This is a genomic window from Pueribacillus theae (assembly GCF_003097615.1).
GTDB lineage: Bacteria > Bacillota > Bacilli > Bacillales > UBA6769 > Pueribacillus > Pueribacillus theae.
Map to the genome: position 1 here is coordinate 160,552 of NZ_QCZG01000001.1, position 11,843 is coordinate 172,394.

General features: G+C 41.3%; 13 protein-coding genes. 10 read left to right on the forward strand and 3 right to left on the reverse strand.

What is annotated here, in order from left to right:
• Window positions 1-181: 181 nt before the first annotated feature.
• Window positions 182-262, forward strand: coding sequence for a stage V sporulation protein SpoVM (gene spoVM / locus DCC39_RS00815; protein ID WP_116552968.1), 81 nt, complete (start codon window positions 182-184; stop codon window positions 260-262).
• Window positions 263-538: 276 nt separating this feature from the next.
• Here spoVM and rpmB read toward each other — a convergent pair whose 3' ends face one another.
• The gene (rpmB, locus tag DCC39_RS00820) at window positions 539-724 is read right to left on the reverse strand and encodes a 50S ribosomal protein L28 (RefSeq protein ID WP_116552969.1); all 186 of its coding nucleotides are present in this window, start codon (window positions 722-724) and stop codon (window positions 539-541) included.
• Window positions 725-1,074: 350 nt separating this feature from the next.
• Here rpmB and DCC39_RS00825 point away from each other — a divergent pair, with 350 nt between their 5' ends.
• The 9 genes from DCC39_RS00825 (at window position 1,075) to rnc (ending at window position 10,202) form a co-directional block, all read left to right on the forward strand.
• Window positions 1,075-1,437, forward strand: coding sequence for an Asp23/Gls24 family envelope stress response protein (locus tag DCC39_RS00825; RefSeq protein ID WP_116552970.1), 363 nt, complete (start codon window positions 1,075-1,077; stop codon window positions 1,435-1,437).
• 15 nt (window positions 1,438-1,452) lie between these two features.
• Window positions 1,453-3,144, forward strand: coding sequence for a DAK2 domain-containing protein (locus DCC39_RS00830; RefSeq protein WP_116552971.1), 1,692 nt, complete (start codon window positions 1,453-1,455; stop codon window positions 3,142-3,144).
• A 151-nt stretch (window positions 3,145-3,295) separates the two neighbouring features.
• A complete protein-coding gene (recG, locus tag DCC39_RS00835) occupies window positions 3,296-5,335 on the forward strand; it encodes an ATP-dependent DNA helicase RecG (RefSeq protein ID WP_116552972.1) in 2,040 nt (679 codons plus the stop codon).
• Window positions 5,336-5,506: 171 nt separating this feature from the next.
• Window positions 5,507-6,073: a transcription factor FapR gene (fapR, locus tag DCC39_RS00840; RefSeq protein ID WP_116552973.1), complete on the forward strand. Its 567-nt coding sequence runs from the start codon at window positions 5,507-5,509 to the stop codon at window positions 6,071-6,073.
• Window positions 6,074-6,079: 6 nt separating this feature from the next.
• On the forward strand, window positions 6,080-7,081 hold the full coding sequence (gene plsX / locus DCC39_RS00845) for a phosphate acyltransferase PlsX (protein ID WP_116552974.1): 1,002 nt from the start codon (window positions 6,080-6,082) through the stop codon (window positions 7,079-7,081).
• A gap of 5 nt (window positions 7,082-7,086) precedes the next feature.
• Complete coding sequence (fabD, locus tag DCC39_RS00850) at window positions 7,087-8,031, forward strand: ACP S-malonyltransferase (protein WP_116552975.1); 945 nt, start codon at window positions 7,087-7,089, stop codon at window positions 8,029-8,031.
• Between the two features lie 4 nt (window positions 8,032-8,035).
• A complete protein-coding gene (fabG, locus tag DCC39_RS00855) occupies window positions 8,036-8,776 on the forward strand; it encodes a 3-oxoacyl-[acyl-carrier-protein] reductase (RefSeq protein WP_116552976.1) in 741 nt (246 codons plus the stop codon).
• Between the two features lie 185 nt (window positions 8,777-8,961).
• The gene (gene acpP, locus DCC39_RS00860; RefSeq protein ID WP_116552977.1) at window positions 8,962-9,195 is read left to right on the forward strand and encodes an acyl carrier protein; all 234 of its coding nucleotides are present in this window, start codon (window positions 8,962-8,964) and stop codon (window positions 9,193-9,195) included.
• 218 nt (window positions 9,196-9,413) lie between these two features.
• Window positions 9,414-10,202, forward strand: a complete 789-nt coding sequence (gene rnc / locus DCC39_RS00865) for a ribonuclease III (protein ID WP_116552978.1) — start codon at window positions 9,414-9,416, stop codon at window positions 10,200-10,202.
• A gap of 42 nt (window positions 10,203-10,244) precedes the next feature.
• Here the strand turns inward: rnc and DCC39_RS00870 are convergent, their stop codons facing one another.
• Both DCC39_RS00870 and DCC39_RS00875 read right to left on the reverse strand, forming a co-directional pair.
• Window positions 10,245-10,472 (reverse strand): DUF1128 domain-containing protein, encoded by a 228-nt coding sequence (locus DCC39_RS00870; RefSeq protein ID WP_116552979.1) that lies wholly within the window; start codon window positions 10,470-10,472, stop codon window positions 10,245-10,247.
• A gap of 38 nt (window positions 10,473-10,510) precedes the next feature.
• Entirely contained in the window at window positions 10,511-11,737 is a 1,227-nt protein-coding gene (locus DCC39_RS00875; RefSeq protein WP_116552980.1) for an MFS transporter, read from the reverse strand.
• Between the last annotated feature and the right edge of the window lie 106 nt (window positions 11,738-11,843).

Below are 11,843 nucleotides of genomic sequence, written 5' to 3' on the forward strand. Positions count from 1 at the left end.
CGTATAAAATTGATTCTTATTCCTCCTTAATGAGCATATTTGTAGTAATAAAGAAAAAAGAGATGTTTAAAAAGTTCGTGTGGCGAATCAGTACTATTTTTGAATTCGTGAATATAATTTATTAGTGAACTCTTTTTTATACGATCATACGTGGGAAAGGCACCTTTTAAGGAGGGGTACGATGAAGTTTTATACCATTAAGCTGCCGAGATTTCTTGGAGGGTTTATTCGTGCGATAATTGGAACATTTAAAAAAGACTAAAAAGAAAAGCACCCAATTAGGTGCTTTTTCGCATTAGAGGATGTTCAAAAAGTCCGGAGGCTCACATGATGTGAGCCAGTTCGACGTTATCACAGGACGAGCTGCTTTTAGCCGAACATCTTAAGCTGTCGAATTTCTTCGTCAGCTTCGTTCTTGCGGTACTCACACGTATCCTTCAAACATACGCTCTGTTCAGCAGAACTTCGCTTCCTCGAGCTTCTCGGCTCTTTTTGTCCTCCTTTTTGAACACGCGATTTCAAGAAAAATTAGCAGAAGTTAAACTCTCTCCACTTTGCCGGATTTAAGAGCTCTGGCGGAAACCCAAACTCTTTTTGGCTTGCCGTCAACCATAATTCTTGCTCTTTGCAAATTGGCGCCCCATTTTCGCCTTGTTGAATTTAGGGCGTGAGAGCGTTTATTTCCAAAAGAAGTTTTGCGTCCAGTAATTGCGCATTTTGCCATATTGATAACCTCCCAGCGTACAGTGTTATACTGAACTATTTTACCATTGCCGCCGAAACAATGCAAGAAGCTCTGCGACTATACCAGTTGAACACAAGAATTTTGAACACAGTTGGTTTAAGTTTGGCAAGGATGCATTCAAGACACTTCGGGACCTTCCGGGCGATTGCAAGTAAAAACAATGTTGCCCGTACTCCAGTTCTCTTCGTTTCAATGCCCAAACTCAAAAGACTGCTATCAACTAGGCCAGTTACTAAGATAACTGTTAAAATTCTTCCAAGTATAGTAAAATACGTTAAGGAAGTTTTGATTTTAATTGAACTGGAATTAGGCTGAAAAGGAGGATGACTATGTCAATTGAGTTAAAAACCTCACAAGGACAAATTGATATTACGAAAGAAGTCATCGCTGCGATTGCCGGTGGAGCAGCAATCGATTGCTACGGTATTGTAGGGATGGCTTCTCAAAAACAGCTTAAAGACGGAATAACTGAATTGTTGGGAAAAGATAATTTCAGTAAAGGTATCGTCGTTCGGATTGATGGAGACAGTGTCCATATTGATATGTATATTATTGTAAGCTATGGTACGAAAATTTCGGAAGTAGCCCACAATGTGCAATCAACAGTGAAATATCAACTAGATAAAATGCTTGGGCTTGCAGTTGATTCTGTGAATATTTTTGTCCAAGGTGTACGTGTAACGACCACGTAGTTAGGAGGAAAATTTGTGGTATTGAACGAATTGGACGGAAAATATTTAAGACAGATGATATATCAGGCTGCAAGCCATCTATCTCAAAATAAAGAAAAAATTAACGCACTGAACGTATTCCCTGTTCCAGACGGGGATACGGGGACGAACATGGATTTAACATTTTCTTCTGGGGCAAATGAAATAAAAAAACATGCGAAAAACGAGATCAAAGACATCGCTTCCCATTTCGCAAAAGGCCTTTTAATGGGCGCGAGAGGAAATTCCGGGGTCATCTTATCGCAGCTTTTTCGTGGGTTTTCCAAAGCGGTTGAAGCAAAAGATGTTCTCCATTCGCTGGAATTTGCGCAAGCTTTGGAAAAAGGGGTTGAAACAGCATATAAAGCTGTGATAAAGCCTGTTGAAGGAACAATTTTAACAGTTGCAAAGGATGCCGCTAAAAAAGCTGTATCTACAGCAAAAAATACAAACGATATAACGGAAGTAATGAAAGAAACAGTTGCCGAGGCGAAAGCTTCACTATCTAGAACCCCCCAATTGCTGCCTGTTTTAAAAGAAGTAGGAGTGGTTGATTCGGGTGGACAAGGCCTTGTCGTTATTTACGAAGCTTTTTTAGCCGTTCTAGAGGGAAAGGACATAGCCGATGTTGAGACTGACGCTGTAAGCATGGAAGAAATGATTCGTGCCGAGCATCACAAAAATGCCCAATCACATATCCATACGGATGACATTGAATTTGGGTATTGTACAGAATTTATGATTCATTTTCGAGACTCAAAGCTTAAGGAACAGCCATTTGAAGAAGAAGCCTTCCGCAATAAATTAAGTAAGCTTGGAGATTCTCTTCTCGTTGTGGCAGATGATGAATTGGTTAAAGTCCACATCCACAGTGAATATCCAGGTGAATTGCTCACATATGCACAGAGATACGGTGAATTAATTAATATTAAAATCGACAACATGCGTGAACAGCATAGCAGTATTGTTCAACGTGAGGAAGCCGCGAATGTTAAAAAGGCCAACACTGAAGCCAATATTGAAAAAGAGAAAGAACGTTTCGGCTTTGTAACGGTTGCCGCCGGTAAAGGGTTGGTTGAATTATTTAAAGGCCTTGGGAATACAGAAGTGATATTCGGCGGCCAAACAATGAACCCGAGTACCGAAGATATAGTGCAAGCAATTGAAAAAATAAATGCCGAAACTGTTTTTGTTTTGCCGAATAATGGTAACATTATGATGGCAGCGGAACAGGCGGCGAAAGTAGCTTCAAGCCATGTTAAAATAATTCCAACGAAAACAATTCCACAAGGCATTGCCGCGCTGTTTGCGTTCAATCCTGATCTAGACGATAAAATGAACGAGAAGGCCATGAAAGCGGCCATGAGCAATGTAAAATCCGGACAAGTGACGTATGCGGTCCGCGATACAGCAATCGATCGCATTCAAATTAAAGAAAACGATTTTTTAAGCATCTCAGAAGGCAAAATTGTATCGACAGCACCAACAAGCGAAGAAGCTGCCAAAAATCTTTTAAACGAAATGATAACCGATGATAATGAACTTGTAACCATCATTTACGGCGAAAATATAAGCGAGGCGGAGACGGAAGTACTTGAGGAGTATATAAACGAAAACTTTTCTTTTATGGATGTCGAAATACAAAACGGCATGCAGCCGGTTTATTCCTATATCATAGCTGTTGAATAAAGTAAGACTTATCAGAGATTAGCGTCTACACTTCTTCGATTCCTCGAAGTCTTAGAGTAAGGGTCTTTCGGACAGTTGCGGCGTGATAAAATTATTTTTTCCTACCTTTGCCCGGGTAGGATTTTTTCTAATTAATAGCGGGGGAAATGCAATGAAGTTAAATCAACCAGTCAATACAATAAAAGGGATTGGCGACGAATTGGAAAATGACCTCAATTCCCTTGGCATTCATACAATTAAGGACATGCTTGAATATTTTCCTTACCGGTATGAAGATAATGAATTAAGCAACCTGGAGGATGTCAAGCATGGTGACAGTGTTACATTGGAAGGACAAGTTCAAAATACCCCTAATGTGCGCTATTACGGAGGGAAAAAGTCAAAGTTAACCGCAAGAATCCTTGTCGGCCGAATTCTTATCAATGCTGTTATTTTTAATCGGGCTTTTTTGAAGAAAAGCTTAACCCCCGGTAAGACTGTTACGATCTCAGGAAAATGGGATCAACATCGAATGACAGTTACGGTTGACAACATTGAACTTTCTTCCTTTTCGAATGATCGTGCAATCAAACCGATCTATTCATTAAAAGAAGGGATCTACCAAAAGCAGTTCAGAAGGTTTATCGAATCTGCTCTCTTAATCGGTATCGACGATATGGAAGAATTGCTTCCGGGCTTTATACAAAAAAAATATAAACTGTATTCAAAGCGGGAAGCTATTCAAGCGATTCATTTCCCTAAAAACCATACGCAGTTAAAGCAAGCAAGAAGGCGGATTGTATATGAAGAATTGTTGTTATTTCAATTAAAAATGCAGGCGCTGCGCAAGTTTGAAAGAGAGAATAGCAAAGGAACAGCCAAACAATTTTCGCATGAGGAACTGAAAAAGATGGTTGGCTTGCTTCCTTTTGAACTTACCGTTTCCCAACATAACGTATTGAAAGAGATTCTAACAGATCTTCGCTCTCCTTATCGGATGAACCGCCTATTGCAAGGTGATGTTGGATCCGGAAAAACGGTAATCGCTGCGATCACGTTATATGCCGCCGTTTTAGCTGGATACCAGGGAGCACTTATGGTTCCTACTGAAATATTGGCCGAACAGCACATGGAGTCATTGCAGCAGCTTCTAGCTTCCCATAACATTTCGATTGCATTGTTGACAAGTTCGGTAAAAGGGAAAAGAAGAGAAGACATTCTCTCTCGCTTAAAAGCCGGGGATATTCAAATCATCGTCGGAACCCATTCCTTGATTCAGGAAGATGTGAATTTCCATCATTTAGGCCTCGTTATTACAGACGAACAACATCGGTTCGGCGTTAACCAAAGACGGGCATTAAAAAGCAAAGGGCTTTCGCCGGACGTTCTGTTCATGACAGCGACACCGATTCCAAGAACCCTTGCCATCACCGCTTTTGGGGACATGGATATTTCAGCGATAACAGAATTGCCCGCAGGCAGGAAGCCAATTGAAACCTATTGGGTAAAGGATAGCATGTTAGAACGGGTCTATGGATTTTTGAATAAAGAAATTGCAGCCGGCAGGCAAGCCTATGTCATTTGCCCGTTAATTGAGGAATCGGATAAATTGGATGTTCAAAATGTCATTGATGTTCATGAAGAGATTGTCCATCACTTTCCGGATTTTAAGGTAGGCCTGATGCATGGCCGATTAACAAACGAGGAAAAAGAAACGGTGATGCGGCAATTCAGCGAAAATAATATTCAAATCCTTGTCTCTACAACAGTCGTTGAAGTCGGGGTGAATGTTCCAAATGCTTCCTTAATGATTATTTACGATGCTGAGCGTTTCGGTTTAGCACAGCTTCACCAACTCCGGGGACGCGTTGGGCGAGGCAGTTCCCAATCGTATTGCATATTAATCGCCAATCCGAAAAGCGAAGAAGGCAAAGAACGAATGAGAGTGATGACTGAAACGAATGACGGTTTTTTATTGTCGGAAAAAGACTTGAAAATTCGTGGCCCCGGCGATTTTTTTGGACAAAAACAAAGCGGCATCCCGCAATTTAAAGTCGCTGATTTGGTTCATGACTACAGGGCATTGGAAGTTGCCCGAGATGATGCAAAACAATTCATCGAATCCGAAAGCTTTTGGACAGAGCCTGCTTTTGAAAAACTTCGTCACTACCTTTCAAATGAAGAGTTTATCAAAGGAGAAAAATTGGATTAGCTTATTGATAAAACAGATTATTTATTATATATTGCTATTAGTACCTAGTCATAAGATAGATGCTAACACATCTATCTTTGGAGGTTAGAAGTGAGAAGTTGGATTTGTGCAAATTTGCGAACAACCAATTTATACTTTTTATTTTTCGCTTAAATTAGGTGGGAATAATCGATGAAACGAAGTAAAAAAGACAGGCAGCGGCTACTAAAAAAAACAATTGCCGAAACCCCTTTTATAACAGATGAGGAATTGGCGGAAAAATTCCAAGTCAGCATTCAGACGATACGACTCGATCGCCTCGAACTATCAATCCCGGAATTGCGCGAACGGATTAAAAATGTAGCTGTCCAACATCTTGACAAAGTAAAATCCCTCCCATTAGACGAAGTGATCGGGGAGGTCATTGATCTTCAGCTTGATGAAAGCGCCATTTCTATTCTCGAAATTAAAAGGGAGCATGTTTTTTCACGAACAAAAATTGCCAGAGGGCATCACTTATTTGCGCAGGCGAATTCTTTAGCTGTAGCTGTTATTGATGATGAGCTAGCATTAACAGCCAGCGCAAATATTCGTTTCAAGCGGCAAGTAAAAGAAGGGGAAAGAGTTGTCGCAAAAGCAAAAGTGATTAAAAAAAATAAATCTCGTACGGTTGTTGAGGTACGAAGTTATGTAGAGCAAGAGCTTGTTTTTTCCGGTGAGTTTATGATGTTCCGTAAAGACCAAGTAAAGGAAGGATGAACGTTTTTGAAAATAGCCATCGATGTAATGGGGGGAGACAATGCACCTGAAGCGCCAATCGCCGGCGTGATGGCTGCCCTTGAAGTTTTTCCGCATATCGAATTTATTTTAGTCGGCAATGAAAAAAAAATTACGCCTAATTTACCGAAAAGCGAAAGGATTTCAATTATACATACAGAAGAAATAATCGAACCTGATGATGAACCCGTCAAGGCTGTCAGAAGAAAAAAAAATGCGTCGATGGTTCTTGCGGCAACTGCAGTAAAAGAAGGAAAGGCTGACGCTTGCATTTCAGCAGGAAACACAGGCGCGTTAATGGCCGCAGGGCTTTTTAAAGTTGGGCGATTGTCCGGAATTGATCGCCCTGCTCTTGCGCCTACATTGCCAACAATGGATGGAAAGGGCTTTCTTCTTCTCGATGCCGGGGCGAATATGGATGCAAAACCAATGCATCTTTTGCATTACGCGATTATGGGTTCAATCTATGCGGAACGAGTCCGCAAAATACCCTCCCCCCGGGTAGGCCTTCTGAACGTAGGAACAGAAGAAGGCAAGGGAAATGAATTAACAAAACAAGCATTCCATTTGTTAAAAAAAGCGCCAATGAACTTTATAGGCAATATAGAATCTAGGGATCTGCTTGAAGGGATTGCTGATGTCGTCGTTGCGGATGGGTTTTCAGGCAACCTTGTTTTAAAAACGGCTGAAGGAACCGCAAGCAGTTTATTGTCGCTTTTGAAAAGCGAATTAACGAGTTCTTTCTGGGCAAAAGTAGCTGCAGCGATGCTCAAGCCCCGTTTAGCAGGCATTAAAAAGAAAGCGGATTACTCCGAATATGGTGGCGCCGCATTATTTGGCCTTCAGGCGCCGATTATTAAAGCGCATGGTTCCTCTAATGCCAACGCCATCCTTAACGCCATTAGACAAACGAACGAGATTGTTGAAAAAGATGTTTTGCGACAAATCAAAGAAATCATTAAAGATTTGAATTTTGCAGAAATGGAGTGAATGTTTTGGGGAAGACAGCATTTATATTTCCAGGCCAAGGATCACAAACTGTCGGAATGGGGAAACAGTTGGCTGAAGAGTTTAAAGTTGCGAAAGAACGTTTTGATTTAGCCGACGAGCGGCTGCAGTTGGAATTATCGGAAATTATTTTTAATGGGCCGATGGAAAAGCTTAAAATGACTGAAAACACACAACCAGCACTGTTAACGACAAGCATTGCAGTCTTAGAAGTTTTAAAAGAATACGGAATAAAAGCCGATTATGCAGCAGGACATAGCCTTGGAGAATATTCAGCACTTGTAGCGGCCGGGGCCGTGAGCTTTAGTGATGCCGTTTACGCTGTGCGTCAGCGCGGCCTTTTCATGGAGGAAGCAGTGCCGGCCGGCCAAGGGGCTATGGCTGCCGTTCTCGGTATGGATAGGGAAAAGCTCACACAAGTGACTGAAGAGGTAACAGAAGGAGGGGATCTCGTACAGCTTGCGAATTTGAACTGTCCAGGCCAAATCGCCATTTCAGGAACCGCGGCAGGTGTTGAAAAAGCATCCAAAGTTGCAAAAGAGCAAGGAGCGAGGAGAGTGATCCCACTCGAAGTAAGCGGGCCTTTTCATTCTAATTTAATGAAGCCGGCAGCGGAGAAAATGAAGCCGATTTTGGATGAAATCAGCATCCAAGATGCAGAGATACCTGTCATTGCCAATGTCACGGCTAAAGAGATGACAGAAGCAAGTGACATTAAGGCGAAATTAATTGAACAAATTTACTCTCCTGTCCTTTGGGAGGATACAGTAAGAAGGCTTCTTGAATTAGGGGTTGATACATTTGTAGAAATTGGCCCCGGCAATGTGCTTTCGGGTTTGGTAAGAAAAATCGATCGAAGCGTAAAAACGATGGCGATTGGTGACAAAGACAGTTTGTTAAAAGCGTTAGATTCATTGAAAGGGGACGAGTAGAGCGATGTTAAAAAACAAAGCCGCTCTCGTGACGGGCGCATCGCGGGGAATCGGGCGAGCCATCGCATTGAAATTGGCTGAACAAGGAGCAAAAGTAGCCGTTAATTTTGCTGGTCGTGAAGATAAAGCGGCCGAAGTTGTGAATGAAATTATCCAAAAGGGCGGCGAAGCTTTCGCCATCCAAGCGAATGTTGCGGATATGGAAGATGTCCAAAGGATGGTGAAAGAAGCGATAACCAGGTTCGGTTCTCTTGATATTCTCGTGAACAATGCCGGGATTACGCGTGACAATTTAATTATGCGTATGAAAGAGGATGAATGGGATGACGTTATTAATACGAATTTAAAAGGCGTCTTTAACTGTACAAAAGCAGTAACCCGGCAAATGATGAAGCAGCGGTTCGGCAGAATTATCAATATTACTTCCATCGTTGGCGTCTCCGGCAACCCCGGACAAGCCAATTATGTCGCTGCAAAAGCAGGTGTGATCGGGTTGACAAAAACAACCGCAAAAGAATTAGCTTCGAGAAATATTACGGCAAACGCGATTGCACCCGGCTTTATCGAAACAGAGATGACCGATCAACTTGATGATGCTTTAAAAGAGGAAATGCTGAAGCAAATTCCGTTGTCAAAACTCGGCCGGCCAGAGGACATAGCAAGTTTCGTTGCGTTCCTGGCTTCGGAAGAAAGCGGCTATATGACTGGCCAGACGTTGCATGTCGATGGCGGGATGGTTATGTAAAAGATGTTAAAAAGTTCAGGAAAGTCTACCTTTTTGAACGCTAATAAATAGTTTGTTTATCCCGGTGCAACCGTTCGTAAGCCCTAGCTGATGAAAGTCTCGTCTTTTCTGTTTAAACTCGTCCTTTTATTGGGGTTTTACTTTGGCTGTATTTTGCCTATAATGACTTGAGGGGAGGTGAGAGCATGGCTGATGTAATGGAACGTGTAACAAAAATTATTGTCGATCGATTAGGTGTTGAAGAATCAAAAGTAATTCCTGAAGCTTCTTTTAAAGACGATTTAGGTGCCGATTCACTTGATGTTGTTGAATTGGTGATGGAACTTGAAGATGAATTTGATATGGAAATTTCAGATGAAGACGCTGAAAAAATTACAACTGTTGGCGATGTTGTAGACTATATAAATAACAACCAATAACAGTCTCGTCCCGTTTATAAATGTTGTTCAAAAAGGTACAGAAAATCCGCGGCGCATCTCTTCGTTACGGTCTAAAAAACCTTGCTTATGTACCAGAAAACGTACACTCCGCCGGTTTTTTACCCCGTTTCTCGATTTGCTTGCGCCTGATTCAGTACCTTTTGAACACGTACCTATACGGGACGTTTATTCTTAATTGAATTTTTCTGGAGGAAGATATGAACAAGCGTAGCAAGCAAAGCGCCTCTAAAAATGAAAAGCGGACCAAACCAATTCATTCATCCCATTATGTGTTGACTCCGGAGCAAAAAGAGAAGTTTGCATTGCTTCAAGAGTCAATAGGCATAAATTTTAATAACGAACATTTGATCATTCAAGCATTTACCCATTCATCTTATGTGAATGAGCATCGCAAAAAGCCTTATGAAGACAATGAAAGGCTTGAGTTTCTCGGTGACGCAGTACTTGAACTGACAGTATCCAAGTTTTTGTATAACGCCTATCCCCATATGAGTGAAGGAGATTTAACAAAACTGCGTGCAGCAATCGTTTGTGAACCATCCCTTTTTCAGTTTGCGAATGAACTGTCTTTTCACAACTTTATTTTACTTGGCAAAGGTGAGGAACTGACGGGTGGAAGACAACGTCCTGCGCTTTTAGCCGATGTTTTTGAAGCCTTTATTGGAGCTTTATTTTTGGATCAAGGCTTGGATGTTGTTGTTCACTTTTTGGAGAACCACGTGTTTCCAAAAGTTAGCCAAGGTGCTTTTTCGCATACGATGGATTATAAAAGCCAACTGCAGGAAATGGTGCAAAGCAAAGGGCTTGGAACGGTTGAGTATGAGATTACAGAGGAGAAAGGCCCGGCTCATAACCGCGAATTTATATCAGCCGTTTTGATCGAAGGAAAAGTGATTGGAGAAGGAACAGGAAAGTCAAAAAAAGAAGCCGAACAAGAAGCCGCACAAAAAGCACTTATCATCTTGCAAAAAAAACAATCCTGGTAGAAGGATTGTTTTTTGCAGATGAAACAATTATAGAACACGCAATTATACGTTATTACGGAGTGCTCCTAATTCAGAAACGATCGCCTCAATTTCGCTGACGCTAAATTGATTTTTCCTGTTGACAAGAGAATATAGATCCCGCAATTCTTCATAATTGTCAATGTCGTAATCTTCGGCTTTAATGGCTGAAGTGTTCACAACCTGCAGTTTCTGTACAATTCCGTTAATCATGTATTCCATGTTGTCTCTATTTTTTACAGATAAATCCATGTTCACACCCTCTCCCAATGTTTTTACGTATTATTCTATCATGCTTCAACTGATAATTCCCTAACTTTTTCATCACTTGGCAGGAACAAACTGAGAAATCCCAATAATGGAAGTAAGCTAACAAAAATCATAACGAATTTCATGCTTGTCAAGTCAGCTAACGTTCCAAAAAAAACAGCACCTATCGCCCCCATCCCGAAAGCGAGGCCGACAGTCAAGCCTGATGCCATTCCAACTTTTTTAGGCAAGAGTTCTTGTGCGTAGACAACCGATACACTAAAGCTGGACGTGATAATGAAACCGATTAAGAATACGAGTGGTGCAACAAAAATAAGCGAAACGTGCGGCAGAATAAATGCGATTGGCGCAGCCCCGATAAGAGAGAGCAAGATAATATTTCTTTTGCCGAATCGATCGGCAAGCGGACCGCCGGAAAAGGTTCCGATCACACCGGCAATCATAAAAATAAAAATATAGATTTGCGCTTGTTTAATCGATAGCCCATAGTCTCCAATCAAATAAAATTGGTAGAAGTTCGTGATACCGGCGGAATACCATGAGCGGGCAAATACGATGAAAACGAGCAACAGCATTGCGATTTTAATTTTTCTATGGATGGGGCGCTTGCCATTTTTCTCTGTTCCTTTAACTGATTGTTTGATGGCGGGCATGGCTTGGTTTTTATACCACTTTGAAACAAATGAAAGAATAGCCATTCCAAAGAAGGCGACTAGAACGAAGGACAATACGCCACGTTGCCCAAATGGAACAAAAATTAATGCTGTAAAGATCGGAGCCATTGATTGGCCAAAGTTTCCTCCAACTTGATAGATGGATTGTGCAAGCCCTCTCTTGTTTCCAGCAGCCATGTATGCAACTCTTGAACCTTCAGGATGAAAAATTGCCGAGCCCAAGCCAATAAAAAGAACGGAAATTAGGATGATGGAAAAATTTGGCGCCAGCCCAAAACCGATCAATCCAAGCATGCTCATAAACATGCCGGCCGGAAGTAAAAAAGGGAGTGGGCGCCTGTCGGCAATGTAGCCAAAAACAGGCTGCATAACCGAAGAAGTCATGTTCACCATGAATGCAATCCATCCAATCTGGGCATACGTTAAATTTAAGGATTTTTCCAGAATTGGAAACATCGCAGGCACAACCGCTTGAATTGAATCATTAAAAAAATGCCCGGAACTAATCGCAAATAAAATAATATAGACTGTATTTAATTGCTTAGTTGTTGTTTTTTGTGCAGTAACCGCCATTTTCTATTCTCTGCTTTCATTGAATTTAAATTTATTTTAAATGATCGTTGCACTTTATGCTATCATATTACAAGATTGCTTGCCGGAACGATAGTATAAAACACTA

Coding starts and splice junctions, on each gene's coding strand:
- fapR (WP_116552973.1), top strand. CDS start 5,507: ATGAAACGAAGTAAAAAAGACAGGCAGCGGCTACTAAAAAAAACAATT.
- DCC39_RS00875 (WP_116552980.1), bottom strand. CDS start 11,737: ATGGCGGTTACTGCACAAAAAACAACAACTAAGCAATTAAATACAGTC.
- DCC39_RS00825 (WP_116552970.1), top strand. CDS start 1,075: ATGTCAATTGAGTTAAAAACCTCACAAGGACAAATTGATATTACGAAA.
- recG (WP_116552972.1), top strand. CDS start 3,296: ATGAAGTTAAATCAACCAGTCAATACAATAAAAGGGATTGGCGACGAA.
- DCC39_RS00870 (WP_116552979.1), bottom strand. CDS start 10,472: ATGGATTTATCTGTAAAAAATAGAGACAACATGGAATACATGATTAAC.
- rpmB (WP_116552969.1), bottom strand. CDS start 724: ATGGCAAAATGCGCAATTACTGGACGCAAAACTTCTTTTGGAAATAAA.
- spoVM (WP_116552968.1), top strand. CDS start 182: ATGAAGTTTTATACCATTAAGCTGCCGAGATTTCTTGGAGGGTTTATT.
- acpP (WP_116552977.1), top strand. CDS start 8,962: ATGGCTGATGTAATGGAACGTGTAACAAAAATTATTGTCGATCGATTA.
- fabG (WP_116552976.1), top strand. CDS start 8,036: ATGTTAAAAAACAAAGCCGCTCTCGTGACGGGCGCATCGCGGGGAATC.
- rnc (WP_116552978.1), top strand. CDS start 9,414: ATGAACAAGCGTAGCAAGCAAAGCGCCTCTAAAAATGAAAAGCGGACC.